This is a genomic window from Dactylosporangium sp. McL0621, from assembly GCF_049995355.1.
In the GTDB taxonomy this organism is placed as follows: domain Bacteria; phylum Actinomycetota; class Actinomycetes; order Mycobacteriales; family Micromonosporaceae; genus Dactylosporangium.
In genome coordinates, this window is sequence record NZ_CP188259.1 from 4648096 (window position 1) to 4670148 (window position 22053).

Here is a 22053-nt window from a genome sequence, read left to right on the forward strand (position 1 = left end):
GATGACCGACCACACCGGCAACATCTGGACCGGCTACTTCGACGAAGCGTCGATCTGCGCCCGGCGCGCCGCCACGCCTCCACCGCACGAACCCAGACACCACCACCACCACCACCGCTGCGCACGACCCTGTCCACGCCCGGCCTCATCCGATGGCTGCCAGCAGATCACCGGGGCGACGAATGTCAGCCGCAAACCTCTGTGGTCTCGCTTGCCGCGACCTGCATAGGCGGGGAGCTCATGCCGCCGCTGGCGGAGGTGAGTTGGTCGAGCGATGTAAGCGTCGCGGCGGTGTCGTCCAGGGCGGCGGCCTGATCGTCGATGACCTTGCGCAGAGCCGGGTCCTTGGCCTTGGTGGACAGCGCGCGGACCGCCTTCGCCCAGGTTGTGAAGCTCTTCTTGGCCGTCTCGACGACGGCTGCCTTCTTCGCCGGGTCGGTGATGGTGGCTGCATTGCCGTATCGGCTGACTGCTGCGAGGAAGGCGACCGTCTGGTCTTCCATCACCCTTTTGAGCTCGTCGCACACCTGTCGGGTGTTGGCCACGACGGCCGGGTCGACGGGCAGCGAGGACGGCGACGCCGAAGGTGAGACGGAAGGCGGCGGTGACGCTGCCGCAGAGGGCGAGGTCGATGAGCCGGCCTGGCTGGTGCCGCTGGCGTCGTTGCAGCCGGCGACGAGGAGCGTGGCACCGCAGAGCACCGCGAGAAGCTTACGCATACCGTGAAGGTAGCCGTAACGTTCAAGCCTCCCGCCGGGCGCTGGCGCGCTTGTACACCGTCATCCTAGGGTCACGGTCCGCGGCACGCAGGAAGGCTGATCACCAGACTGAGCAAGGCCGCCATCAAGCGGGTCAGACATCGCCTGGCCGCCGAGATCCGTGCGCTGCGCGGCAGCAACGCGGCGGCCGTCCTCGCGAAGATCAACCCGATCGTGCGAGGGTGGGCGGACTACCATCGGGGAGCAGCGTCGTCCAGGACCTTCGCGGCCCTGGATCATCACCTGCGGCAGCTCACCTACAAGTGGGCGTCTCCGGACGACCCCGCCCTGACCGACTACTGGGCCCGGCGGCGCGGCAAGAACACACCCCTGCTCGACCACAGCGTCCTCATCCTGCTCGCCCCGTACGTCGAGGCGCGGGCTCGTATGCCGGGTCGCCGGGAGCCCCGGATCAGGCCGTGGTGATCGCGGTGACGGTCAGCGTGGCGGAGTACAAGCCGGGCTGGGTTGTCGACGGAATCTTCAGGTCGATGGTGGCGCCGAGCGTGCTGGTGCCCAGGCCTCCCGCGGCCGGCGCGGTCGCCAGGACGCTGCCGACCGCGAGGCCCGGGGGAGTGCCGGAGGGCAGGGCCGGACCGGCGGTCACATCGTGGGCCGGGTTCTGCGTCGTGACCGTCGGTGCCCAGCCGAGGTAGCTGCCGCTGAACGTGTAGACGCCGTCGGTGAAGTCGCCGAGCGGGCCGGAGACGCTCCAGCCGGGCCGGCTCTGGTCGCGCTCGTCGTTGATCGTCACCAGGCTGAGCTCACCGGTCGACTCGAAGGTGTGGTCGGCCCTGAGCGGCGTGGCACTGCTCCGCCACGTCATCTCCAGCCGCGGCGTGAGCCACCCGTCGTACGTGGGCACGCCGTGGCCGCAGCCGCTCCCGGCGGCCTGGTCGGGCCAGTTGGGGGAGCGGCGTCCGCTGCGGTACGTCCCCGTGCAGCCGACCGTGGTGGTCGAGGTGGAGGTGGATGCGGCGTTCGACGAGGACGCCGGCCGGTGGCGGCACCAGGCCAGGTTCGTGGGGGTGCGCGCCGACCTGTCGGTGTACGACGTGGCGCGGGCGGTCGGGTTCTAGCGTTGCTCAGCGAATGGAGCGGAGGGCGACGAAGGTTGCGGCGCCACTATCTCACCCGAGTTCCGCAGTTCGTGGGCACACGAGCGTGAGCGGTTTTGAGTTGTTGCTGGTCAGGGGTCTGGGCTGGGCTGCGGAACGGGTCTGAGAGCCGGAATGTGTAGTAACACGACCTGAAGATTGCGCCTTGTGCTAGCAGGGCAACGATGGGTTGAGTCGTAGTCATGTTCCTGCGGTTCACGTCGCGAACCAACGCGGACGGCAGCGTGGTGCGTTACGTGGCCCTGGCGCACAACCGCCGGGTGGACGGGCGGATCAAGCCGGATGTACTGATGAACCTCGGCCGGGTCGACCAGGTCGACGTGGCCGGCCTGCGCCGGCTGGCCGCCTCGATCAACAAGCACTTCGGCGACGGCGACGGCTGGTCCGCCGCCGCGGAGGCGGGCGCCGCAGCGCTGGAGGTCATCGACGCCCGCACGATGGGGGCGACCTGGCTGCTGGACGGGCTGTGGCAGCGCCTGCAGGTCGGTGCGGCGGTGCGCGCGGCCACCGACGCACGGCGGTTCACCACCAACATGGAGCGGGTGCTGTTCGCGCTCGTCGCCAACCGGGCGGTGGCGCCGATGAGCAAGCTGTCCGCCGCCGACACGTTCGTCTCGAGGGGCTGCGGAGATTGGGTGAAGGCGTAGCCGTTCGGCCTGGCGGGTCGGCCGCCAGTCGTGGCGCCCGGTCGGCCCGGGTCCGCAGGTCTGCTGACGCGGCAGGAGGCAGACCGTACGCGAGATCGGGCGCCTGAGGGCAAGCAGAGCCGGACGTCAGCTGGCGCCGGGGCACCACCTGCAGCTGCGGGAACCACCGGCTGTCGCGCGTGAGCGCGTCACCTCGCCAAGGCGAGCTCAAGTCGGCCCGAGCGCGAGGTCGGTGGACCGGTTGGCGAGCGCCCACACCGCGGGTTGCCTCATCGGAGGGCGGCGCCTACGGTCGCCGGGTTCGTAGGGCCGTGCCGCCGCGGACGGCACAGCCCCGCGGTGTCGTCAGGCCGTGCCGGACGGGCTGTACTCGTCATAGGCGTGCGTGCCGCTGTTGGTCGCCCAGACGTGCACCCGCACGACGGTGCCCTCGGGCAGCGAGTAGTTGCACGTCGTGAAGCCGCCGCCGCTGGTGTCCCCGTGGCTCGTGTCGTCCCAGCAGGCCGTGCTGTGGTTGACCCAGTGCATGACCCCGTTGGAGTCCGGCAGCAGCTTCTGGATCTGCGCCCAGGTCCGCCAGCCGTCCGCGTGCCAATCCTGCACCTGGACGATCTCGCCGTACGCGTGGAAGACCCCGTACCCGCCCGACGAGGTGGCGCCGGGCTTCTGCCAGTACGCCCAGAGGTAGTCGGTGCCCGAGGCCGACGCGGACCCCGGCGTGGCGAGCAGGGCCAGCGGCACGGCGGCGCAGGCGGCGAGCGCGGCGGCCTTGATGCGTCTTGCGATCATGTGTACCCCGTTTCCGGTCGATGCGATGGAGATCATTGGCAACGCACGCTACGGCCCGCGCCGCACCCGTCGGCGCCAGCGGGTCGGCCTTGACCAAACATTGACGAAAGCGCACGCATCGGCTCAAGAAATGCTCAAGAGGGCGTGCCGCCCATTTCGCTGTCGAAATTGATGGCTGAGAGTTTCCGGCACTGTCCAACCGAGATGAGGAGAATGACGGTGCGCAAACCTCGCGGAGTGTTCCTGGCGGCCGCCACCGCGGCCGGGTCGCTGCTGGCGCTGGCCGTCCCCGCCGCCGCGTACGCCGCCTACTACGGCTCCGAGACCAACTACGCCGTGTGGACGACGGCCGAACCCGATTCCAACTCCAGCTGCCAGGAGATCATCGGCGGCGTCGTCTGCTTCCAGCCCGCCGGCGACCTGATTTTCGTCAAGGACCGCTCCGCGGAAGGCAACGCGGTCGCGGCCGACTGGTACACCACCTACGCCGGCCCCAGCCGCACCGGCAGCTGCGTGCACAAGCTGACGGCGGACGCCACGCGTTGGGCCGTGTGCAACAAGGACTTCACCGAGGGCAACATCGTCCACATCCGCGCGGCCTACTACGTCGGCGGCGAGCCGCAGGGCAGCTCCGCCTGGCGCGGCGTCTACAACGGCTGATCCGCCGGCGGTTCGCGGCGGCCGCCCGTGGGAGCGGGCGGCCCCGGCCCGGGAAACGACGATCGACATAGGCTGCCACGATGGATCCCGAGAGCCTCCAGGCGCGCGCCATCTCCGTCGCCGAGTTGTACGACCGTTACAACGTTGCCGCCCGGCGCGGGGCGTGGGACACCGACCCTGCCCGGCCCGCGGACGGCCGCCCCTCGGGTGAGGAAGCGGCCGTCATCCAGCACCGCGGTGTCGGGCGTCAGACCAGCTTGCGGATGTCGCCGAAGGCTCGGTAGAAGCCGCCTCGGGCGGATTCGCGGACGGACGAGACCACGTAGCGGGCGCCCGGCTCGCGGATACCCTTCGGGAACTGGACCTGCCAGTCGCGGTGGTAGCCCTCGCTCACCACGCGGATGCGCAGGCGGGAGCCCTCCTGGACGCACTCGACGACGATGCCGTCGGCCGGGTCGTGGGCGATCTCGACCGTGGTCGACGGGGCGACGCTCGTCAGGGCGGAGGGGGCCTTCACGGCTGGGTTTCGGGGGAGCGCGACACGGAGTGCGCGCTGGATCTGGTGGGGTAATCTCAGCCGGGCAGCGGCATCGACTGCTCGCTCCAGGAGCCCGGTCGCGGCATCCTGGCTGCCGGCCGCGAACAGGACGTCAGCGACGGTGATGTACCGATGACGACCCACTGCGGTGCTGTCGCGCCGGGTGACCAGCCGGCGGTGTCGACGATCCGTGCCGCAGTGGCCGCCGTCAGCGCGCCCGGTGCAGCCGGGTAGGACGGTTTCGGTAAAGCCGCCCAGCGCAGAGCGACGACGATCGGGCCGGCGTCGGCCGGAATGCGTAACGTGCTGTCTGCGTCTCGCTGAACGCCGGGAGCAGGGTTCATGAGGTTGTCGTCTGTTGCAGCAGTTCGTCGCGGGCTCGCTCGATGAGTGCCTTCGCTTTCCGGCCGAAGACCGCGGTCCTGCGCATTCGCTCGAAGGCTGCCGTGTAGAGCTCGATCTCCTCTGAGCGGGTGATGTCCAGGCCGGTGGTCAGGGTCTCGACTTGGACGAGGGACTCGTCGAAGATCCAGAATGAGGTCTGGCTGTGTCCGTCGAGGCCGCTGGTGGCGGGGATCAAGCCCAGTGAGACCCGCGGGAGGCGCATGACCTCCGCGAGACGGTCCAGTTGGTCCAGCATGGCCGGCGCTGAAGGGACCCTGCTGTAGAGGACCTGCTCGGCGAGCAGGAAGATGAATCGGCGCTGCCCGAGGCGAAGGATGCGTTGGCGGTTCATGCGGATCGCCTTTGCTGCGTCGGTGTCGTCCTCGGGCAGTGCCATCACGTTGCGCCAGTGCGCCATGACGGCCATCGAGTACGCCTCGGTCTGGATGAGGCCTGGGACGATCCAGTGTTCGTGCACGCGGAAGAGCGTGGTGCGCTCGTAGAGCGAAACCCACGGTTCCTGAAGGTGGCGCAGCCCTCGCCGCGCTGCGTGGCGGTAGTCGCGGTAGAGCGTGTCGACGGCACGCATCTGGGCGATGAGGTCGGTGGCTTGGTCGTCGGCGCCGCATGCGGCGCACCACGATTGGATGTCTGCGTCGGAGAGGCTCTGGCCGCCGTGTTCGACGCGGGAGATCTTGGTGTAGTGGAAGCCGGTGATACCGGCGAGCTGCCGTCCCGAGAGTCCCGCGTCGAGGCGGATCTCCCGGAGACGGTTGCCGAACGCTTCGCGGGCCTTCTGCTGGGTGCTGGACACGGACGTGGGTCAGTCGGGCTGGTACTTGCGGTGCGGAATGCCGATGCTCCATACGGCTTCGAAGGCGGCGGAGCACAGCTCGATGTCGTGGGGATCTGTGCTGGTCGTGAAGTCGATGTTCCGGCCGTTGCCGGCGTAGTGGTGGAAGATGACCAGCCGTCGGTCCAGCATCCAGAAGTCGTTGCCTGGGAACGCGATCGAGGACACCAGCCGGCGCGGCACCCAGCGGTGTTCCTCGCCGGCGTCCTCGCTGGCTCCGACGACGGTGTATGCCCAGCGCTGGTAGTCCGACAGCGGTTCGGAGACCACATGTGCCCGGCGCAGCGTCTTGCCCTCGGCGACGAAGCGACGGACGTCGTCGCACCAGGGTTGCATGAATGCGAGGTCATCCGGCTCGCCTGCCGCCCAGGCTGCCATGTGCGGCAGCTCGACCTCAGTGCCGTACGCGTCGCGCATCTCCAGATGCACCGACTCCTTGTCGAAGTGCTTGATCGCCTCCTCGAACTCGGCAACGGTTAACCGGGCCATCAGTCTCCTTCCGCGAAGAACGGAATCATCCTGTCTGGGATCTCGACGCAGCTCTCGCTCGCGGGGATGCCCATCTCCGCGAGCACCTCGGGATCGGTCACAACCCAGCCCTGCACGATCCAGCTGCCCCTGTCCGTCTTGTACAGAGTTGGCGAGTTCGTCGGCTGAGACTCCGGGTCTGCTGCAATCAACCTAATCCGCACGGGTCCTCCTGTCCCGAAGAGTGCACGATGTTGCGCACATTGGCCAGCCTGACGCCAGCATTTATGCGCGTCAACATTCCGCGTCTGCCTGTTCAGCAGCATCTACTCTCGATGCACAGTCGGCGAGTATGCCCCGTCTTCAGTGCCGGCCGGACCAAGATCGGTCTATGTTGCTGCAACTTTCCGCAACAACGTGGACCCGTCACGCCGCCCACTCCTAGCGTTGGTTGGGCGCCGCAGGTGGTAACCCCGGTCGGTGCAGGCCCGCCTACCGCAGGTGGATCGCGTCTGATGAGGAGGATGTTCGTGCCGTCTGGCCTCGTCGAACCTGACCCGCGTCAGACGGCCGATGTCATCTGGTTCGGCAACCAGTTGCGGCAAGCGCGGCATCGACAGCAGTGGAGTCAACGCGAACTCGGCGCCGCGACGTTCTTCAGCCGTGAGTACGTGGCGATGGTCGAGCGTGGTCTGCGGACCCCGAGTGCAACGTTCGCTGAACGGGCCGGCATCGCGTTGCATGCCGAGCCGGAACTCCGGGCCGCGTTTGCCCGGGTCCAGGGACACCGCCAGCGCATTACCCGGCGGGTCGTCGAAGGCCGTCGCGTGCGCCGCCGCAGCCGGATCACCGTTGCGGCAGGCCGGCTGCGCGTTGCGGCCGCCAGCGTGCGGTCGCCGGATCGCTGGGCGGCGTTCGACGAACTCCACCAGGTCTTGCGCGACGAGATAGACCCTGTCGATGCAACCGTCGAGGTTGAGAAGCTGGAACAACGGTGCGCCGATCTCGTTGGCGATGGCCGTGCCGATTCCACATGGGCTGATGTCGCCTCCGGCGCTGCGCTTGGCTTCGCCGACGCGTACGCGCTGTTGCAGCGGCCGTTATGCGCCGGCCACACTCGTCGGCTCGAGACCGTGGCGCGCAGGTTCGCCGTGCGCAGCGCTGACGCGCTGCTGATGCTCGGCCAGGTTGAGCGGGCTGGACAATGGCTCGGGCTGGCGGAAGCGGTCGAACGCCGCAGCGGCGAAACTCAGCGGCCTCTGGTGCCGGAGAGCTCCTCGGCGACCAGCCCTCAAGCGCAGCCAACCATCGATGCACCATCGCGGCCGCAGCGACCCGTTTCGAGCGATGCGCTCACGTCCGCGGTCCTGCGCGACAACCGCGCATGTCCGCGCAGCTGATCAAGTGATTCGTCCCGAAGGGCTGGACGCCGTGAGGTCGACGGAAGGGTCGTACTGCTGCGGATCGGTGTCGATCAGGGCGCGAAGTTCCACTGCGCCGGCAGGGCGCTGCCGCACAGGACGCAGGTGAAGTCGTTGTCCCGCACGACGTTGCGCTCCCCGCAGGACGGGCAGCGTCGAAATATGACCTTGTCGGTGAAGTCGCCTGGATGCCGCAGGCCGATACGGTCCAGCGCTTCACCGACAGCCGCCCAGGAGTCCGGGTCAGGGCAGTACCCGGTCGACTGGTTGGTGACCTGGACGATGTGCCAGTCGGCAACAGCGGACGCGAACGCGATCTCGCCGGCTGCGAGGACGTCGTGCCCGCCGGCCAGCGCGACGTGTTCGGAGCGACGGGGTGCCAGCCTGAGTTCGCCGTTGGGCGCCACGACGAACGTGAAGGGCTCGGCGAGCTCACCGCGGTCGCGCCCGGCGAGCCATCGCGCGAGGGCAGCAGCCGTATCGACGGCAACGGCGTCCACGGTCACCGCCCGAGCGCGCAGCTCAGGTGGCCCGACGTAGCTGTACCGCCTGGCATGCCCCACCGAGCGACAGTATCCATTGACTGCTCGTAACGTCCAGGGAATCCAAGCCCGGTCAGCGGCAGATCCGCGCACGTGACTGTGGGCTTGCCACGTCGACCTCGCTAGAGTGGCGACGCGAGATCGCACCCCCGGCGTGGGTCGTCGTCCCCGTCGCGCGGCCCTGAGCTCAGACGTGGTCACTCTCGGCCGGTGAGCGCAAGGGCGACTTCCAACTCGTGCTGCTTGGCTGGGGTCAGAGTGCCGATCCGCTTGATCAGCGACTCTTCGCTGACAGTCGTGCTCCAGGTGCAGAAGATCTTCCCGTCCTGAGGCAGCGCCACTCGGACCACGCCGCTCTCCGCTAGGCCCTCCTCGGCTCCGAAGAAGACCTCGATGCCGATGGCTCGTGGGTCCGGTCCGGCCTCCTCGACGATCCGGCGTCGCTCATCGACGTCTACCGCCTGCTCGCCAGACATCAGGACGAGCCCGAGCTTCTGCTCTGGGGTGGCCGGTTCGACGATTTGCATGGCTAGGAAATCCGGCCCCGCACCTCCCTGGAGCAGCACGACGGGCCGCTTCCCGTCGATCTGCGCCCACCAAACCTCGCCGCGCTCCACATGCCCTCCTCGTGTCCGGCCCGGGCCAGCACTGCCCGCCTGACTCGTGATGCCTTCCCTGCATATCAAGCACCTTCGGGTGCGCGCACATCGGCACGGGGCGAGCGCCGCCGCTGCGGCTCGACGCACCGGACTCGCCGCTACGAGCCGTGACGATCGCCGAGTCGGCCGCCGCGCGAGACCTGCGGCATGAGCGTGCACCGGCTCTGCGCGTCGCTCCCTCATGCAGCTCATGAGCTGGACCGCGCCACGGAGGCCAAGCGTCGCCGCGGCAGTGTCTAGTGATCCCGGCGGGCAGCTTTTCTGGCGGCGTTCTCGCGCACGGTGGTTCAGGCTACGAGCAAGCGGAGACCGAGCTCTGCCGTGTCGAGGGCGACGAGGGCGCGGTTGCGCTCGGCCCACCGGCCTGAGGAAAGGTCTTCGCGGAGTGTGCTGACTGCCCGTTGCTCAGCCTGCGGTCCGACTCTGGTCCATACCGAAACCGCGCGGCGTACGTGTTCGTCCAGGTACGCCTCAGGCCGGCGCCAGTATGCCTCGAAGAAGCCGTCAGCGCAGTCCCACGGGACGAGCACTGGCTCCGCGCGTCCTCCGATCGCGCGGGTCAGGTCGGCCAGGGACGGCCAGCCGACGAGGAGGTCTGCGAACTCAGGTAAGTAGTCGCGGGTGAGCCAGAACCGCTGACGCCAGCCGGTGTCATCGGCGTCGTACGTGAACACCACCACGCGGCGGGCCACACGCCGCATCTCACGCAGCCCGGCGACCGGGTCCGGCCAGTGATGGACGGTGCTGACCGCCATCGCGGCGTCAAAGGACTGGTCCTCGAACGGCAGACTCTCCGCAGCGGCGGCCACGCACGGCGCCGCGCCTACGGGACGCTGCGCCCGCATGACCGCAGACGGTTCCACCGCCGTGACGTCGCGGTAATGAACACCACGTCGCAGTGTTCGGCTGAGATGTATCGCGCCGTCCCCTGCCAGGACTGGTTGCCTCCGTCCGTCTTACAAGTCCTAACAGAATGATCACTTGATGAGTCGGCGGTAGCAGATGATGGAGCAGGCGAGGCTCATGAACGCTTCGTGGATGTCGTCGCGGATCTCCCAGCGGATGCGGAGGCGGCGGAACCAGTGCAGCAGCGCGACCGTCTGCTCGACCACCCAGCGGTGAACGCCCAGCCCGGAGCCGTGCTCGACGCCGCGGCGGGCGAAGTAGGGGGTGATGCCCTGATCGCGGACCCGGTCGCGGTAGATGTCGAAGTCGTAGGCCCGGTCGGCGTACAGGCTGTCGGGGCGTCGGCGGGGCCGGCCGCGTTTGCCACGTATCGGCGGGATGGCGTCGATCAACGGCAGGAGCTGCGTGACGTCGTGGCGGTTGCCGCCGGTCAGGCTGACGGCGAGTGGGATGCCCGCGCCGTCGGTGATGACGTGGTGTTTCGAGCCGGTCTTGGCGCGGTCGACCGGGCTCGGTCCGGTTTTGGGCCGCCCTTCAGGGCCCGCACATGCGAGCCGTCGATCACCGCCTTGGACCAGTCGAGCTTGTCCGCGGCGCGTAGCTCGGCCAGCAGGAGCTCGTGCAGACGTTGCCAGACCCCGGCCTCGTGCCACTCGGCCAGCCGCCGCCAGCAGGTCATCCCAGACCCGAAGCCCAACTCCTGCGGCAGGAACTCCCACGGGATCGCCGTGTACAGCACGAACAGAATCCCGCACAGCACCTGCCGGTCCGGCACCCGTTTCCGCCCGGGGTTACGCAACCGCCGCGGGTGCCGGGGCAACAGCGGCTCGATCCGCTCCCACAACCCGTCCGGCACCATCCATGGTGGCTGCTCGCCCTTCCGCACGGTCGACACTATAGATCATCGTCCACAAAGGACGGAAGTCCCTAGATCATTCTGTTAGGACTTGTTAAGCCGGACCTCGTGGCGCCCGAGCCGTTGGAACCCGGTCGTCTTGACCTGGACCCGGAGCAGCCGCTCGCCGCCGTCGATGATGAGGTCGTACCGCGTGTTGTCCGTGAGGGGCACCGAGACTGCGTACCCCGTGCGGGTGTAGTAAGCGATGGCCATCGCTACGCCGAGGTCGCCCTGCTGTTTGCGGTTCACGTGGGAGCTGGCGGATTCGAACCGCCTCAGCGACGCACCGGTTTTACAGACCGGCCCGACTCTCCAACTTCGGCGCGCTCCCTTGGGGTGATCGACCGGACTCGAACCGGCGTGTTCCGGGGCCACAACCCGGCGCGACTGCCTCTGCGCTACGACCACAAGTGCCCACGGAGGGAGTCGAACCCCCAACATCCTGCGTGTAGGGCAGGCGCTCTCCCGTTGAGCGACGCGGGCTTGACGCTCCCCCGGCTGGATTCGAACCAACAACCTTGCGGTTAACAGCCGCCTGCTCTGCCGTTGAGCTACGAGGGAATGGTGACGCAGACGGGGGTCGAACCCGCACAATGTCCGCTTTGAAAGAGCGGCGACTTTTCCAATTCGTCTACTACGCCATGGCGGGCACGTCTTTCCAGATAACGCCACGCCGGATCTTGTTGATGGTCTGCGGTGCGACTGGGTAGAGCTTCGCGAGCTGCTCCGCGGAAACCGGTGACTGCCGGATCGCGACGACGTCTTCAGCGGTGAGTTTCGCCCGCTTATCGACACCTCGCAACTTCGCGCTGGCCTGCGGCTGCTGCTTGCGCGGCGGCCGAGACGACGGCTGTTGCGAGTGGCAATTCGGGCACAGGAACCGCAGGTTTTCCTGCCGGTCGTCGTTCCAGTCGCCGTTCACGTGATCCACATCGAGCGTCAGCGGCTGACCGTTCCACTCCGGCGGAATCCCGCAGGCGCAGCACCTGTACGGGACGCCGACCTCAGTGAGTGCCCTTCGGAGCTGGCGCGCTGAAGTCCGACCAAGCCGACCGGGGTCCTTCTTGGTCAAGATCTGGTCCGGCCTGAGCCGGATGCCGGTGAGGCCCTTCGCGTGATGCAGCCCGCGAGGAAAGTGGCTCAAGTCCAGCCCGAGAGCTGCGGCACGCCGCCGGATGTTCTGGTAGCTACCTCCGGCCTGGCGGGCACCAAGGATTCGCAGAACTCCTCGCATATTTGTGGAGGCGGCAATTGTCGACGTAATCTGCTCATCCGTGTATTTCCGCCTGTGGTTCATACATCAATTCTAGGTAATCCGAACCTATTTATTAATGGTTTCCACCTGTCGCGAGTACCACAGACGTACCCCGACCTGGACTCGAACCAGGCACCCCTGCGGTGTTCGACGCAGTGCTCTTCCCCATGAGCTACCAGGGCTTGGTGGCGGGTGTCCGATTCGAACGGCGCCTCCGGGTTATGGGCCCGGCGTGGTTCCACCCCACTACACCCGCAAGTACGCCGCCGGGGACTCGAACCCCGAACACGCCGGTTAAAGGCCGGCCGCTCTCCCGTTGAGCTAAGGATAGGAGCCGCGCCGGGTCAGGGCCCGCCGAGGCCGGCGCCGATCGCCGACCCGGACCCCGCTTGGTCAAGAAAGCGTCAAGAGCATCGGACGGCGGCGGGTAAGAGATCGACGCGGCGATATGTTCCCTCTGCTGCAGCAAGCGGATCCGCGTCAAGTCCATCAATGTCTGTCCCCGGAATGGAGCAGGACGATGAGACAGCGCATCCTTCGACGGGTCGCCACCGTGGCGGCCATCTTCATGGCCCTGTTCGCCGCGACGGCGGTGGTCGCACCGGCCGCCAACGCGAGCGCTCAGGGCTGTACCAACTCTCAGATCGGCGCGTGGCCGGCCTGGGTGTGCACGTCGGTCTGGGGTAGCAAGCTGCACGTCGACCACATCTCGGTGTCGATCGACATCGCGCACTACACGTGCAACGGCAACTTCAGGGCCTGGGGCACGTTGAAGAACGGCCGCCACTACGACTCCGGCGTCAAGCACGGCCAGTGCGGCGTGGGCCGGGTCTGGGTCGACTGGTACCCGGACAAGGACTTCAAGAACGGCACGAAGGTCTGCGGCGCCATCGTCGAGAACGGCAAGACACGCCCCGAGCACGCCTGCATCAAGATCCACAGCTAGGCGTCATCGGCCGCCACGGCGCGGGTGCAAAGACTCGCGCCGTGGCGTGCGCAATAGACTAGCGGCGCGCAACGCCTCCCGCCCGCGACTCGAACGCGGACGACCCGCCTAGGAAACGGGTGCTCTGTCCATTGAGCTAGCGGGAGTTGGTACGCCGTAGGGGGCTCGAACCCCGGCTGTCGCCGATTAAGAGTCGGCCGCTCTACCAGGCTGAGCTAACGGCGCATTGCGGAAGGTGAAGGAGTCGAACCCTCGGGCGTTACCCCGGCCTGGTTTTCAAGACCAGTTGCCCACCACCGGGCGCCACCCTCCAAAGTTGGGCCGTCGACGTCGACGGCGAGCTCTAGCTGGAGCGCGAGCCGTTCTTCGAGCGACCGCGGGTACCGCGTGTCCCGTTCGCCGGCGACTTCGCACCGGGTGCCGTGTCCCGCGACGGGGCAGGTGGTGCGACGGCGGAGCAGGTTCACGCGGACCTCCAAACGTCGGGCAGGCCGGATTCGAACCGACGACCTCCGCTTCCCGAAAGCGGCGCGCTACCAAGCTGCGCTACAACCCGTTGAGTCGGGACGACAGGGTTCGAACCTGCGACCTCCTGGCCCCCAGCCTGGCGCGCTACCAAGCTGCGCCACGTCCCGTTGCGTACCCCTGGCGAGAATCGAACTCGCGGCCTCCTGGTTCGTAGCCAGGCACGCTGTCCGCTGAGCTACGGGGGCTTGAATGCGGTCGGTTTGAGGCAGGCACTTGGCCACTACCAGCCCACCGCCCGTTGGTATCCGCCATCGGACCTGATCGTTCTTGCGGCCCGACGATCATCGAGCAGAGTCTGCATCTTCGGTGGCGTCTCGATGTGGCAGGCGCCTGATCCAATGACAGCATGGCCACCCTTCGTGATCGGCTCGCCGCTGCCCGGCAAGGGTGGCTTACCGGTGCCGCACCACGCCGCCCCGCGCCACCGGACCGAGTAGGCAGTCGCCCGCGGTTAACCAGCCGACCGCCGCGCATCCACCGGGCGGCCCCGCTCGACCGCCACGCAACGCTGAGCCGGCTGCGACTCGAAGGCGTAGCCGAACCCGTCCGGCTGGAGATCCGACCTGACTTGCCGCAAACCCTCACCGCGCTGGCCGGAATTGTCTCTGTTCTGCTTGTCGCGGCAGGCCTGTTCTATACGAACCTCAACGCTGACCGCCAGCAGAAGGCCAACCTGGATCAGCAGAAGCTTGTCGAGCGCGGCCAGGTCACTGACCGGTTCGGCAAGGCGATCGACCAGCTGGGCCAAGAGGGCGACGACAAGGTCAGTATCCGGCTCGGCGGGATCTACGCCCTGCAACGGCTGATGCGCGACTCCGCAGACGACGAACCAGCCATCATTCAGGTGCTCTGTGCGTTCGTCCGCACCCACGCCCCCGCACCCGCCACCAGCAATGCACAAAAGGCAAACCCAGTTTCGCACCCCAAGGCGCACCTCGACGTTACCGCCGCCGTGAGCGTTCTCGCCCACCGCCCCGATCCCGAGCAATCCCAAAACCAGCGCATTGATTTCACCGGCACGCAACTGGCCATGGCCGACCTGGCCGACGCGCACCTGACCCACGCGGAACTGGGCGGTACGGACCTGACCGGCGCGGACCTGACCCACACGCACCTGACCGACGCGTACCTGGAGGGCGCGGACCTGACCTACGCGAACCTGGACGGCGCGGACCTGACCTACGCGAACCTGCAAGACGCGAACCTGACCCGCGCGATCCTGGACGACGCGAACCTGACCGGCGCGTACCAGTCCCGCGCGAATCTGACCGAGGCGGGCCTGATGCTCGCAAACCTGACCCGCGCGAACCTGACCGACGCGAACCTGACCCGCGCGTACCTGGACGGCGCAAACCTGACCGACGCGCACCTGACCCACGCGAACCTGACCGGCGCGCACCTGACCCAGGCGTACCTGACCGACGCGTACCTGACCGGCGCGGACCTGACCGGCGCGGACCTGACCGGTGCTGACGGCCTTTCGACGGAGTCCATCCGATGTGCCGAGGTCGCACCAGAAACCAAGCTGCCGAGCCACGTGGGCCGGCCAATACCCCACGCGCCGACCGAGGACCCAGCATGCCGTACCTGATCATGGGATTGACGAGCGTTTGACCAGCCAATGGGTCGGAGGACAAGCTCGCGGACAGGGCCGGGGTCGGGGCCGGGATCGGGGGAGCGTCCTCACCCTTGCCGGCAATGACCCCGGCGACGACGCCGACCACGCCAACGAGGATCAGTGCGCAGATCGCGATGATCAGCACGGTTGCACCGCGGCGTCTGCGGGGCGGTCGCTTGCCGGGCTCGGTCATGAGCCGGACAGTACCGAACCGGCTCGACCTCGCTCAGGAATCCACTTCACACACGATCATCCGGAGCCCGAACGGCTGCTCCGGGTTCTCCGCGACCAGCAGATGCCGGCCCGGTTCCATCCGGGCCCGAACCTCGGCGTACGTCTCGCCCGGCAGTGCGGGGTAGACGGCCATGCCGTTGGACCAGCCGACGTCGTGGAGCCGCTGCCGGAACGCCGGGTCGGCGAGCATGCGGGCGAACCGGAAGGCGAGCGGGTTCGGAGCGGTCACGTCTCCTCCCGCAGGCTGTACCGCCGCAGGAACGCGTCGCGGAGCACCCGGGTCTTCCAGCTCCCAACTTGACGGGCTCGGCGTTACTGTCTCAGTATGAGTCAGTAACCATCGTGTGTCAATGTGAGACAGGAACCGATAGAGTGGCCACCGTGATCCGACCCGCCTGGACCCCCGAAAACGACGTCCAACGCCGACTCGCTGACGCCGTTGAGTCGCAGTTCAGAGACGTCGACAACCGGGAATCCCAGGCATGGCGGACCTTCGCCGAAGCACGCGACGCGGGAGTCCCCGTTACCCACCTCGTCGAACGCAGCCAACGCCCGCGCGCCACCGCGTACCGCAAACTCGACGAGATGGGCTTGGGCAACCCCGCGCGCCGAAGCTGGACGCTGACCACCCATTCCTCCGTCGGCATGGTGTTCTTCAAGACCGCGATGGCCGCCGCTGGCGTCCGGGGCAGGCCGGTCAAGGACGACGACCTGATTGCGCTCACCCTGTCCGGCGATGACGGGCGCGCCGACCTGGAGAAGGTGCTCAGCAAGCTCGCCGAGAAGGGGTGCCGGGCCGGCATTCGGGAGTCTTTTCCCGAGTAGGCTCCGCCCTGTGGACGCCACAACCACCGTTGCGGTCGCCGGCCTCGCCGCTACCACAACGCTCGGCCTGATCGGCCCGTTCCTGCAGGGCCGAATCGCCGCGCGGAACGCCCGCCATAGCAAGAACCACGATCTTGCGATCGCTGCCTACACCGACGCCATGGCGTACATCCAGCACGCCGAGACGGACCTGGTTCGGATATTCGACCTCGGCGCCCGGGCCGCCGACGACCTTCCACCCGACCGCAGGGACCTCGATCTCATCACGGCGAGGCTGCGGCTGACCGCGCCAAACGAGGTTCTTGGAGCGTGGGCCGTGTTCGTCGAAGCAGAAGATCTGCTGCGCTCTGCTCTACGGGAGAAACACGCTACCCAACTCGGGGACCGATTTGAGCAGCCCGCGGACATGCCCGAGTTCACCGCCGTGTGGCGGGCTGCTGAAACTTCTCGACTCGCTCTCCGGAGAGCGGCCGGCACCCGTTGACGTCGAAACACCGAGTCCAGGCGCGGTGTGTGCTCGCGAGACGTCCTTTCGGCGGTCACGGCTGCCGTTCCCGCATCACCGCCCCCGCCGAACGTGCCCTGGAAATCGGCCGACGGCTCGCCGCCATCCCCGACTACCAGGCCAGACTCCGCGAGATGCGACAGCGGGCCGTCCTGGAGATGCGGGCCCAGAACATGAGCTTCGCCGACATTGGCAAAGTCGTCGGTCTCCATCGCAACCGCGTCCAGCAGATCGCCGAAGGGCGCTCGGCCGGCGGCCAGGGCGGCAGCATGAAGGCGCGCGAATCCGAATGAGCTTCGCTGTGCCACCCTGTGTGGATGCCGGGTAGGTTGAGCCGCCTCTGGACGCTCATGCGCCGCGGGGCCGCGGCATTCTGGAAGCTCGTCCCAGCCGTGATCGTCGTCGGCGCCGTGGTCGCGCTGCTCAAGGCAGACCCGAATCGACGCGTCGACTACCTGAAGACGCTCGTATGGCCTGTCGTCGTTGTCCTCGGTTACCTCGCATTCCGTGAACTGATCAATGACCGAATGCGGTACCTCATTCGCCTCAGCCTCGGCGGCTTCGCTGAAGCCGAGTTCGAGCAGAAGCAGAACGCTGAGCTCCAAGCGGACCTCCGCGAGGTCGCCGCGGAAGTTCGCGAGGTCGCCGCCGCTCTGCCGGACGAGGAGACGCCAGCAGAACCCGACACTCTGCCGGTCCCGCCGCTGGGCGAGCCGAGCCGCGAAAGCATCCGGGCTCAGGAGGAGCTGTTCGAGGCGGTTGAGTCAGCGATGAAAGCCGGCGCCCGGTGGGGTTACAACATGTACGGCCAGTACGCCGAGCCGCCCGAGCCGATCATCGAATGGGATGACGCTGGTCGGCCCACCATCACCGGCGCTACAGGCCGCCGCCGTTCAGCACCGCCACCGAGCCAGCAAGGACTCACCGGGGCATGGGCACGTCGGAACTCGGTGCCTCTCGAAAAGATCATTGCGGATGCCGAGGAGGAAGTCCGGCGGTGCGAACGGGCGTACTTCGCAGCAAAGAAGGGACCACTCGGCGGCATGATCGGGATGATGCCTGAGCTCGATCAGCTTGAAGCCGCAAAGAAGCGGCTGGCCCGCGTCGACCCCTCAAATCACCTGTTACTCCAGTAGCTCGCGCAACCCAACCAGCGCCTCGTTCGTGACCCGGATCGCCTCGACCCGCTCCGGCGTCTCGTCCTCGCGGTAGCAGGACACCCGCCACCGGCGCGGCTCCACGTACAGCTTCCCGCCGAACCCGAGCGAACCCATGAAGCGGAACTCCTCGCAGCCGTGGGTGAGGTGGTAGACGAGCTCGTCCCGCTGCTCCTCGTAGACGCCGGCGTGCGCGACGAGGACGTCAAAGACGGCGTTCGCCTGCTCCGGGGTCACGGCGTCCTCCCGAGCAGCGCCCGCGCGATCGTGAACGCCGCCGCCTTGTCCGCCAGCGCGACCGGGCCTTCGCCGCGGCCTTCCGCGCCGGGCTGCTGCCGCTCCAGGCGCTTCACGACCGACTCCAGCCACCCGGCGACCTCGAACGCCGCCTCGGGCGTCCACAGGCCGGCGAACTCGCCGACCGGGCCGCCCAGCCAGTTGTCGGCCAGCTGTGCATAGGTGAGGCCGTGCTCGTCGCGCTCCTCCGCCGTCCGGGCCTGCGCCGCGGTCGCCCGGGCCGACACCTTGATCACAGCCATGCGCAGCTCGAGCAGCGGATCGTCGGCGAGACGCGCCAGGATCTCGTCGGTGATGGCGGCGCTCATAATGTTTCCTCCTCGTCCGCGTACGTGCCCTCGGCCATCCGCCGTGTGTCGCACGGCCAGACGTGCCCGCACTCGGTGCAGTAGTCGCCGACCATGCCGCCGGGCCCGGTCTCCCGGGAGTGCCACGCCACGATCCGGTCCGCACGCGCCCGATGCTTCAGCACCTCTGCGAGCAACAGGAACACCCGGGCATCGATGTGGGCGCTGTAGTTCCAGCCCTCTGGGATGCCGGCCAGGTCGCACAGGTGCTGGAAGGTCCGGGCTTCCTGCATCACCTCGCCGACACCGTTGTTGCCAGTGTCGAACCCGTCGGCGGTCATCAGGCCGTACCGCGCGCCTTCGACGATGTTGAGATGCTTGTGCGGCTTGACGGCCAGGACCCCGATCAGCTTCCAGTTGACGAGGTGGCCGGTGTCGGACTTGGGGCGGCGTGGGTCGCGCTCGGCGGTCTCAGCGCTCACGTCACCGGCTCGGTCTCGACGAGGTACTGAATCGGTCGCCCCAGCGCCTCGGCGTAGGCGATCTCGCCACGGGTCGACTCACCGATATAGCCGTCGACGTTCAGGACGTACACGTAGTCGGCGAGGTCGATCTTCCGCTTGTGGAGCTCGTCGAGGGCGAGTTTCTCGGCCGAGTCGTGACCGACGCCCTCACCGTGGCCGTGCTCGGCCTTGGCGTGTGGGTAGAACCCGACCGACAGCACGATCTGCCCGGCCATCGTCAGGTCGTAGTTCGCCTGCTGGAACGCGTCGTAGAACCGGGTTGAGCCGCACAGGCAGACGATCGTCGGGCGGCCCGCGCGCATCTCGGCCAGGCGCGCCTCGACGCGCTCGTCGACGTCGGCGGGGGTCAGGGAGTAGCTCATCGCGGCACCCTTGCGTAGTTGAAGATCTCCGGGGACTCGCCGAACAGGTTCGCGACGGAGATGACGCCCTCGCCGCAGCTGGATTGGACGGCGTCCCCGTCGGCGTCGACCTGGCGGCGGACGACCCGCGCCTGCCAGCCGGTCACGGTGTTGCCCAGGCGCGTGATCTGCACGATCGACTGGTGGCCCTCGGGGAGCCAGGTCGCGCCGCGGTCGACCCAGTCCTCGCCGACGTACGGCGGCGGGTTGAAACCGGCGGCGATCAGGGCGGCGGCGATCTTCTCGTCGTCGGTCACCACGGCACCTCGTCCAGCTTTGCCAGCAGGCCTGGGTCCGCGTTCGCGCGGACCAGCTCCATCTGGGCGGCCAGTGCGCCCCGCTCCCGCAGCAGCTGCTCGATTGCGTACGACGCGTCGTAGCCGTCGCGGTCTGTTCCCGGCTCGCAGTTCGCGGCGCGGAGCCGGCCCGCGAGGTTGCGGATCTCCTGGTCGGTGAAGGTCCGGGTCATCGCTGCGGCTCCTGCCGGTAGTGGTCGACGAGCTCGGCCGGCGGCGTGAACACGGCCCGCCGGATTGCGTCCGGGGACGGCATGTGGTCGCCGGCGAGGAGGTCCCGGACGGCGTGCTCGACGGCCTGGCGGTGCGCCTCGGCGTCGGCAATCGTCGCCTGCAGGTTGGCGATGAGGTGGTCGGTGGTGTCGCGGGACGCGGTGAACATGGCGCCGACGAGGTCCGCGGTCAGGTTGTTGCTCACCGTTCACCGCCGCCCGCCAGCCGGCGGACCGCGGCGGCGAGGAGTTCGCCGAGCAGTTCGGGCTCGAACGTCGCGTGGGCGGTGACGGCCATGTCGGCGAGGGTTTGCGTGTCGCCGCGTTCGGCGGCCGTGCGGCGGTACGCGTCGACCATGTGGTCGAGCTTGTCGTTCAGCTCGGCGAGTTCCTGGTCGATGCCGGCAAGGGCGTACGGGCGAAGTGTCACGGGGGTCTCCTCAGGCGTACGAGGGGAAGACGAGCCACGCCGGCCCGCCCTGGTTCGGGGTGATGCCGAGCGCGTCCAGCGCGGCGGCGAGGGCGGCGTCCCAGTCGGGACGGTCCGCGGCGAGTTCGGCCGGGTCGAGGAGCAGCACGTCGGCGTTGCAGGCCTCGCGCTCCGACCCGGAGGCGATCAGCACTCAGCCCTCGTACTTGTCGGTGCCGCAGAACGCGACGTCGACCCCGAAGTGCCGCTTCGCCGCGATCCCGCGCCGGAACGAGCGTGAATCGGCCGGCAAACCGGATGCCGCGTGAAGGGCGTCGTACAACTGCACCGCGAACTCGGGACCCTCGTCGTCGAACCAGGCCGGTGCGGGACCGCCGAACTCGTCACGCTCGGCGGCGCGGAGGTCGTCGCCGTTGCCGAGGTCATAGCCGTAGGCGAGGGTTGCGGTCACCGGGCTGCCCATTAGGCCTCCACGGGCACGATGTCGACTCCGCGGAGCCAGGTCTCGAATCCGTCCATCTGGTGCCCGGCGGTCGGGTGTGGTTCGGCGTCGACGCGCAGGAACCAGTGCTGCTCGCGCTCGTGCCACTCCAGCAGGGTGCCGTGACGGACGACCCGGCCGTCACCGGACCGCAGCGCGAACCGGTCACCGACCTGCCAGGCAATCGGGTCGGCGGGGCGGTGTTCGGTCACGTCGTCCGGCCGGAACCACTGCTGCTTGCCGTCGGCGATGACGCAGATGTACGGGGTTCGACCTCGGGTGACCGTGTAGACGGCCAGCTCCTCGTCGCGTCCCTTCACGCGGATCAGGTCGCCCGGGTTGAAGGTTACACGCATGGTCAGTCCTCCTCGTTCGGGTTGCACCACGCGCACGTCGGCAGCGTGATCGCCTTCGCCCACTGGCCCCGGTCGCGGCGGTAGACGCAGGAGCAGCCCAGGACCGAACCCGGCTGAGGGCCGGCGTAGTAGTCCCACCCGTCCGTCGGGGCGGTCGGGCAGCGCAGGATCGCCAGCTCGTGCGGGTCGAGGTCCCAGATTTCGGGCGCGTCGAATCCGGTGACGGTGATCAGAAACCGGTCGCGGTGGTCGACCGCGCGGACGACCCGCACGGTGCCCACGGACGGGAGGATGCGGTCTGCTGCCGCCGCAGTTCCACCAGCCGGCGTTCGACGGGCTCGGCAAGCCGAACATGTGGCATTGCACCGCCTGCTGGGGCGACGGCTGGGTGTCGGGCTGGCCGTGCACGGTGGCGACCGCCCATGGCGGCGACGTCGCGCAGGCGATCGGCGTGGGGTGGTCGCGATGACCGCGAAGCTCCTCGGTCTGTTCGATGAGCCGCAGGACCGGGCCGCGGTCGTGGCCACCAACTACGGCGACTACCACCAGCAGATGATCTGGCTCAAGTCGGAGGTCATGGACGGGCACTGGATCGCGCTCGGCGGCGACGGTATCCGTCCGCAGGTCGTCAACGACCCGCGCAACGAACTGGAGAAGCTCGGCCGTCGGCACGAGTGGCGGCAGCCGTCCGGCACCGTTCCGAGCTGGCCGCGGTGGGAGGACGTCGTCGCGCACGGGCCGGTCGTGCTCCTGACGGCCGGCGACGACGAGATGTTCGCGTCGGGCTGGCGGGCTGGCATCCGGCACACCGCCCAGCAGATGGAGGGATTCCTCGCCGACCTGGAGCTTGACGAGCCGGATAGGAGCACGACGTGAGCGACCTGACCGATCTGCGCGCGGGCAGCGCGCTGCTCGCGCTCGCCGTTGTGAGGCGGGCCGGTGCGCCGGGAACCGTTGTGACGCAGGTGTCGCCGAGGCGACACCGGATTCCAAGTCGGTCCGTGGTCGAGATCCAAGCCACCCCCAAGACGCGCCCCGCACGATCCTCTTGTCCGAGATC

Annotated in this window: 35 protein-coding genes, 13 tRNA genes and 2 pseudogenes; 12 read left to right on the forward strand and 38 right to left on the reverse strand. The window is 68.2% G+C overall.

Annotated features, from left to right (window positions below; genetic code table 11):
* Positions 1–185: 185 nt before the first annotated feature.
* Positions 186–719, reverse strand: coding sequence for a hypothetical protein (locus tag ACPPVO_RS22235; protein ID WP_426513117.1), 534 nt, complete (start codon positions 717–719; stop codon positions 186–188).
* A 165-nt stretch (positions 720–884) separates the two neighbouring features.
* Between ACPPVO_RS22235 and ACPPVO_RS22240 the strand changes: the two genes are divergently transcribed.
* Positions 885–1184, forward strand: coding sequence for a group II intron maturase-specific domain-containing protein (locus ACPPVO_RS22240; RefSeq protein ID WP_426514671.1), 300 nt, complete (start codon positions 885–887; stop codon positions 1182–1184).
* On the opposite strand, the gene ACPPVO_RS22245 is transcribed toward ACPPVO_RS22240, so the two are convergent.
* Positions 1171–1512 carry a hypothetical protein gene (locus ACPPVO_RS22245; protein WP_426513118.1) on the reverse strand — a complete coding sequence of 114 codons (342 nt, stop codon included), beginning with the start codon at positions 1510–1512 and terminating at the stop codon, positions 1171–1173. The genes ACPPVO_RS22240 and ACPPVO_RS22245 overlap by 14 nt on opposite strands.
* A gap of 49 nt (positions 1513–1561) precedes the next feature.
* On the opposite strand from ACPPVO_RS22245, the gene ACPPVO_RS22250 reads away from it, so the two are divergent.
* Both ACPPVO_RS22250 and ACPPVO_RS22255 read left to right on the forward strand, forming a co-directional pair.
* A complete protein-coding gene (locus ACPPVO_RS22250; protein WP_426513119.1) occupies positions 1562–1837 on the forward strand; it encodes a hypothetical protein in 276 nt (91 codons plus the stop codon).
* Between the two features lie 221 nt (positions 1838–2058).
* A pseudogene (locus tag ACPPVO_RS22255) lies at positions 2059–2481 on the forward strand (IS1634 family transposase); the annotation flags it as partial.
* Positions 2482–2868: 387 nt separating this feature from the next.
* Here the strand turns inward: ACPPVO_RS22255 and ACPPVO_RS22260 are convergent.
* Complete coding sequence (locus tag ACPPVO_RS22260; protein ID WP_360389014.1) at positions 2869–3312, reverse strand: hypothetical protein; 444 nt, start codon at positions 3310–3312, stop codon at positions 2869–2871.
* Positions 3313–3531: 219 nt separating this feature from the next.
* Between ACPPVO_RS22260 and ACPPVO_RS22265 the strand changes: the two genes are divergently transcribed.
* Positions 3532–3972, forward strand: a complete 441-nt coding sequence (locus ACPPVO_RS22265; protein WP_360389011.1) for a hypothetical protein — start codon at positions 3532–3534, stop codon at positions 3970–3972.
* A gap of 247 nt (positions 3973–4219) precedes the next feature.
* Here ACPPVO_RS22265 and ACPPVO_RS22270 read toward each other — a convergent pair whose 3' ends face one another.
* The 3 genes from ACPPVO_RS22270 to ACPPVO_RS22280 all read right to left on the reverse strand — a co-directional run bounded on the left by ACPPVO_RS22270 (position 4220) and on the right by ACPPVO_RS22280 (position 6236).
* Positions 4220–4489 carry a hypothetical protein gene (locus ACPPVO_RS22270; RefSeq protein WP_426513120.1) on the reverse strand — a complete coding sequence of 90 codons (270 nt, stop codon included), beginning with the start codon at positions 4487–4489 and terminating at the stop codon, positions 4220–4222.
* A 361-nt stretch (positions 4490–4850) separates the two neighbouring features.
* On the reverse strand, positions 4851–5708 hold the full coding sequence (locus ACPPVO_RS22275) for a helix-turn-helix domain-containing protein (RefSeq protein WP_426513121.1): 858 nt from the start codon (positions 5706–5708) through the stop codon (positions 4851–4853).
* Positions 5709–5717: 9 nt separating this feature from the next.
* The gene (locus ACPPVO_RS22280) at positions 5718–6236 is read right to left on the reverse strand and encodes a DUF6879 family protein (RefSeq protein WP_426513122.1); all 519 of its coding nucleotides are present in this window, start codon (positions 6234–6236) and stop codon (positions 5718–5720) included.
* Between the two features lie 503 nt (positions 6237–6739).
* Here ACPPVO_RS22280 and ACPPVO_RS22285 point away from each other — a divergent pair.
* Positions 6740–7615 (forward strand): helix-turn-helix domain-containing protein, encoded by an 876-nt coding sequence (locus ACPPVO_RS22285; RefSeq protein WP_426513123.1) that lies wholly within the window; start codon positions 6740–6742, stop codon positions 7613–7615.
* Between the two features lie 74 nt (positions 7616–7689).
* Here the strand turns inward: ACPPVO_RS22285 and ACPPVO_RS22290 are convergent, their stop codons facing one another.
* The 14 genes and pseudogenes from ACPPVO_RS22290 to ACPPVO_RS22355 form a co-directional block, all read right to left on the reverse strand.
* Positions 7690–8142 (reverse strand): hypothetical protein, encoded by a 453-nt coding sequence (locus tag ACPPVO_RS22290; protein WP_426513124.1) that lies wholly within the window; start codon positions 8140–8142, stop codon positions 7690–7692.
* 233 nt (positions 8143–8375) lie between these two features.
* The gene (locus tag ACPPVO_RS22295) at positions 8376–8795 is read right to left on the reverse strand and encodes a hypothetical protein (RefSeq protein WP_426513125.1); all 420 of its coding nucleotides are present in this window, start codon (positions 8793–8795) and stop codon (positions 8376–8378) included.
* 329 nt (positions 8796–9124) lie between these two features.
* Positions 9125–9721 (reverse strand): annotated as a pseudogene (locus ACPPVO_RS22300) (methyltransferase domain-containing protein); the annotation flags it as partial.
* Positions 9722–9814: 93 nt separating this feature from the next.
* Positions 9815–10602, reverse strand: a protein-coding gene (locus ACPPVO_RS22305; RefSeq protein WP_426514666.1) for an IS5 family transposase whose coding sequence is annotated in 2 segments (ribosomal slippage) — positions 9815–10269 and positions 10269–10602 — 789 coding nt in all. Because the reading frame shifts where the segments join, the coding sequence is not laid out codon by codon here.
* Between the two features lie 81 nt (positions 10603–10683).
* Positions 10684–10890, reverse strand: a complete 207-nt coding sequence (locus tag ACPPVO_RS22310; protein ID WP_426513126.1) for a group I intron-associated PD-(D/E)XK endonuclease — start codon at positions 10888–10890, stop codon at positions 10684–10686.
* A gap of 1 nt (position 10891) precedes the next feature.
* Positions 10892–10972 (reverse strand) — tRNA-Tyr (locus ACPPVO_RS22315).
* 1 nt (position 10973) lies between these two features.
* A tRNA-His gene (locus tag ACPPVO_RS22320) sits at positions 10974–11049 on the reverse strand.
* 3 nt (positions 11050–11052) lie between these two features.
* Positions 11053–11124: transfer RNA gene (locus ACPPVO_RS22325), tRNA-Val, on the reverse strand.
* Between the two features lie 6 nt (positions 11125–11130).
* A tRNA-Asn gene (locus ACPPVO_RS22330) sits at positions 11131–11202 on the reverse strand.
* Between the two features lies 1 nt (position 11203).
* A tRNA-Glu gene (locus ACPPVO_RS22335) sits at positions 11204–11282 on the reverse strand.
* Entirely contained in the window at positions 11276–11938 is a 663-nt protein-coding gene (locus ACPPVO_RS22340) for an HNH endonuclease signature motif containing protein (RefSeq protein WP_426513127.1), read from the reverse strand. Before ACPPVO_RS22340 ends, ACPPVO_RS22335 begins: the two co-directional genes overlap by 7 nt.
* Before the next feature lie 66 nt (positions 11939–12004).
* Positions 12005–12078, reverse strand: a tRNA-Phe gene (locus ACPPVO_RS22345).
* 5 nt (positions 12079–12083) lie between these two features.
* A tRNA-Met gene (locus tag ACPPVO_RS22350) sits at positions 12084–12152 on the reverse strand.
* Between the two features lie 6 nt (positions 12153–12158).
* Positions 12159–12221: transfer RNA gene (locus ACPPVO_RS22355), tRNA-Lys, on the reverse strand.
* Positions 12222–12416: 195 nt separating this feature from the next.
* Here ACPPVO_RS22355 and ACPPVO_RS22360 point away from each other — a divergent pair.
* Positions 12417–12842, forward strand: coding sequence for a hypothetical protein (locus tag ACPPVO_RS22360; protein ID WP_426513128.1), 426 nt, complete (start codon positions 12417–12419; stop codon positions 12840–12842).
* A gap of 147 nt (positions 12843–12989) precedes the next feature.
* Here the strand turns inward: ACPPVO_RS22360 and ACPPVO_RS22365 are convergent.
* From ACPPVO_RS22365 to ACPPVO_RS22385, 5 genes are all read right to left on the reverse strand, one after another.
* Positions 12990–13067 (reverse strand) — tRNA-Lys (locus ACPPVO_RS22365).
* Positions 13068–13071: 4 nt separating this feature from the next.
* Positions 13072–13154 (reverse strand) — tRNA-Ser (locus tag ACPPVO_RS22370).
* Positions 13155–13324: 170 nt separating this feature from the next.
* Positions 13325–13398, reverse strand: a tRNA-Pro gene (locus tag ACPPVO_RS22375).
* A 5-nt stretch (positions 13399–13403) separates the two neighbouring features.
* Positions 13404–13477, reverse strand: a tRNA-Pro gene (locus ACPPVO_RS22380).
* A gap of 5 nt (positions 13478–13482) precedes the next feature.
* Positions 13483–13555 (reverse strand) — tRNA-Arg (locus ACPPVO_RS22385).
* 161 nt (positions 13556–13716) lie between these two features.
* Between ACPPVO_RS22385 and ACPPVO_RS22390 the strand changes: the two genes are divergently transcribed.
* Complete coding sequence (locus tag ACPPVO_RS22390; protein ID WP_426513129.1) at positions 13717–14961, forward strand: pentapeptide repeat-containing protein; 1245 nt, start codon at positions 13717–13719, stop codon at positions 14959–14961.
* 253 nt (positions 14962–15214) lie between these two features.
* Here ACPPVO_RS22390 and ACPPVO_RS22395 read toward each other — a convergent pair whose 3' ends face one another.
* On the reverse strand, positions 15215–15451 hold the full coding sequence (locus ACPPVO_RS22395) for a hypothetical protein (protein WP_426513130.1): 237 nt from the start codon (positions 15449–15451) through the stop codon (positions 15215–15217).
* A 152-nt stretch (positions 15452–15603) separates the two neighbouring features.
* Here ACPPVO_RS22395 and ACPPVO_RS22400 point away from each other — a divergent pair, with 152 nt between their 5' ends.
* The 4 genes from ACPPVO_RS22400 to ACPPVO_RS22415 all read left to right on the forward strand — a co-directional run bounded on the left by ACPPVO_RS22400 (position 15604) and on the right by ACPPVO_RS22415 (position 17688).
* Positions 15604–16047: a hypothetical protein gene (locus ACPPVO_RS22400; RefSeq protein WP_426513131.1), complete on the forward strand. Its 444-nt coding sequence runs from the start codon at positions 15604–15606 to the stop codon at positions 16045–16047.
* 10 nt (positions 16048–16057) lie between these two features.
* Positions 16058–16531 (forward strand): hypothetical protein, encoded by a 474-nt coding sequence (locus ACPPVO_RS22405; RefSeq protein ID WP_426513132.1) that lies wholly within the window; start codon positions 16058–16060, stop codon positions 16529–16531.
* 29 nt (positions 16532–16560) lie between these two features.
* Positions 16561–16845 carry a hypothetical protein gene (locus tag ACPPVO_RS22410; RefSeq protein ID WP_426513133.1) on the forward strand — a complete coding sequence of 95 codons (285 nt, stop codon included), beginning with the start codon at positions 16561–16563 and terminating at the stop codon, positions 16843–16845.
* Positions 16846–16944: 99 nt separating this feature from the next.
* Positions 16945–17688, forward strand: coding sequence for a hypothetical protein (locus ACPPVO_RS22415; RefSeq protein ID WP_426513134.1), 744 nt, complete (start codon positions 16945–16947; stop codon positions 17686–17688).
* On the opposite strand, the gene ACPPVO_RS22420 is transcribed toward ACPPVO_RS22415, so the two are convergent.
* From ACPPVO_RS22420 to ACPPVO_RS22475, 12 genes are read right to left on the reverse strand one after another with little or no spacing between them, the layout of a single operon-like run.
* Positions 17677–17946: a hypothetical protein gene (locus tag ACPPVO_RS22420; protein WP_426513135.1), complete on the reverse strand. Its 270-nt coding sequence runs from the start codon at positions 17944–17946 to the stop codon at positions 17677–17679. The two genes, ACPPVO_RS22415 and ACPPVO_RS22420, sit on opposite strands and share 12 nt — an antisense overlap.
* Complete coding sequence (locus ACPPVO_RS22425; RefSeq protein WP_426513136.1) at positions 17943–18314, reverse strand: hypothetical protein; 372 nt, start codon at positions 18312–18314, stop codon at positions 17943–17945. Before ACPPVO_RS22425 ends, ACPPVO_RS22420 begins: the two co-directional genes overlap by 4 nt.
* On the reverse strand, positions 18311–18775 hold the full coding sequence (locus ACPPVO_RS22430; protein WP_426513137.1) for a hypothetical protein: 465 nt from the start codon (positions 18773–18775) through the stop codon (positions 18311–18313). The genes ACPPVO_RS22425 and ACPPVO_RS22430 overlap by 4 nt, the downstream gene beginning before the upstream one ends.
* The gene (locus ACPPVO_RS22435; RefSeq protein WP_426513138.1) at positions 18772–19179 is read right to left on the reverse strand and encodes a hypothetical protein; all 408 of its coding nucleotides are present in this window, start codon (positions 19177–19179) and stop codon (positions 18772–18774) included. Before ACPPVO_RS22435 ends, ACPPVO_RS22430 begins: the two co-directional genes overlap by 4 nt.
* Positions 19176–19475 (reverse strand): hypothetical protein, encoded by a 300-nt coding sequence (locus ACPPVO_RS22440; protein ID WP_426513139.1) that lies wholly within the window; start codon positions 19473–19475, stop codon positions 19176–19178. Before ACPPVO_RS22440 ends, ACPPVO_RS22435 begins: the two co-directional genes overlap by 4 nt.
* Positions 19472–19687: a hypothetical protein gene (locus ACPPVO_RS22445; RefSeq protein ID WP_426513140.1), complete on the reverse strand. Its 216-nt coding sequence runs from the start codon at positions 19685–19687 to the stop codon at positions 19472–19474. The genes ACPPVO_RS22440 and ACPPVO_RS22445 overlap by 4 nt, the downstream gene beginning before the upstream one ends.
* Complete coding sequence (locus tag ACPPVO_RS22450; protein ID WP_426513141.1) at positions 19684–19932, reverse strand: hypothetical protein; 249 nt, start codon at positions 19930–19932, stop codon at positions 19684–19686. The genes ACPPVO_RS22445 and ACPPVO_RS22450 overlap by 4 nt, the downstream gene beginning before the upstream one ends.
* A complete protein-coding gene (locus tag ACPPVO_RS22455) occupies positions 19929–20156 on the reverse strand; it encodes a hypothetical protein (protein ID WP_426513142.1) in 228 nt (75 codons plus the stop codon). The genes ACPPVO_RS22450 and ACPPVO_RS22455 overlap by 4 nt, the downstream gene beginning before the upstream one ends.
* Before the next feature lie 10 nt (positions 20157–20166).
* The gene (locus tag ACPPVO_RS22460) at positions 20167–20349 is read right to left on the reverse strand and encodes a hypothetical protein (RefSeq protein WP_426513143.1); all 183 of its coding nucleotides are present in this window, start codon (positions 20347–20349) and stop codon (positions 20167–20169) included.
* Entirely contained in the window at positions 20350–20619 is a 270-nt protein-coding gene (locus tag ACPPVO_RS22465) for a hypothetical protein (protein WP_426513144.1), read from the reverse strand.
* Positions 20619–20993, reverse strand: a complete 375-nt coding sequence (locus ACPPVO_RS22470; RefSeq protein WP_426513145.1) for a hypothetical protein — start codon at positions 20991–20993, stop codon at positions 20619–20621. Before ACPPVO_RS22470 ends, ACPPVO_RS22465 begins: the two co-directional genes overlap by 1 nt.
* A gap of 2 nt (positions 20994–20995) precedes the next feature.
* Positions 20996–21274, reverse strand: a complete 279-nt coding sequence (locus tag ACPPVO_RS22475; protein ID WP_426513146.1) for a hypothetical protein — start codon at positions 21272–21274, stop codon at positions 20996–20998.
* Between the two features lie 184 nt (positions 21275–21458).
* Here ACPPVO_RS22475 and ACPPVO_RS22480 point away from each other — a divergent pair, with 184 nt between their 5' ends.
* A complete protein-coding gene (locus ACPPVO_RS22480) occupies positions 21459–21869 on the forward strand; it encodes a hypothetical protein (RefSeq protein WP_426513147.1) in 411 nt (136 codons plus the stop codon).
* Positions 21870–22053: the final 184 nt, after the last annotated feature.

Coding starts and splice junctions, on each gene's coding strand:
- ACPPVO_RS22235 (WP_426513117.1), bottom strand. CDS start 719: ATGCGTAAGCTTCTCGCGGTGCTCTGCGGTGCCACGCTCCTCGTCGCC.
- ACPPVO_RS22260 (WP_360389014.1), bottom strand. CDS start 3,312: ATGATCGCAAGACGCATCAAGGCCGCCGCGCTCGCCGCCTGCGCCGCC.
- ACPPVO_RS22280 (WP_426513122.1), bottom strand. CDS start 6,236: ATGGCCCGGTTAACCGTTGCCGAGTTCGAGGAGGCGATCAAGCACTTC.
- ACPPVO_RS22285 (WP_426513123.1), top strand. CDS start 6,740: ATGTTCGTGCCGTCTGGCCTCGTCGAACCTGACCCGCGTCAGACGGCC.
- ACPPVO_RS22340 (WP_426513127.1), bottom strand. CDS start 11,938: ATGAACCACAGGCGGAAATACACGGATGAGCAGATTACGTCGACAATT.
- ACPPVO_RS22360 (WP_426513128.1), top strand. CDS start 12,417: ATGAGACAGCGCATCCTTCGACGGGTCGCCACCGTGGCGGCCATCTTC.
- ACPPVO_RS22390 (WP_426513129.1), top strand. CDS start 13,717: ATGGCCACCCTTCGTGATCGGCTCGCCGCTGCCCGGCAAGGGTGGCTT.
- ACPPVO_RS22425 (WP_426513136.1), bottom strand. CDS start 18,314: ATGAGCGCCGCCATCACCGACGAGATCCTGGCGCGTCTCGCCGACGAT.
- ACPPVO_RS22435 (WP_426513138.1), bottom strand. CDS start 19,179: ATGAGCTACTCCCTGACCCCCGCCGACGTCGACGAGCGCGTCGAGGCG.
- ACPPVO_RS22445 (WP_426513140.1), bottom strand. CDS start 19,687: ATGACCCGGACCTTCACCGACCAGGAGATCCGCAACCTCGCGGGCCGG.
- ACPPVO_RS22465 (WP_426513144.1), bottom strand. CDS start 20,619: ATGGGCAGCCCGGTGACCGCAACCCTCGCCTACGGCTATGACCTCGGC.
- ACPPVO_RS22470 (WP_426513145.1), bottom strand. CDS start 20,993: ATGCGTGTAACCTTCAACCCGGGCGACCTGATCCGCGTGAAGGGACGC.
- ACPPVO_RS22480 (WP_426513147.1), top strand. CDS start 21,459: ATGACCGCGAAGCTCCTCGGTCTGTTCGATGAGCCGCAGGACCGGGCC.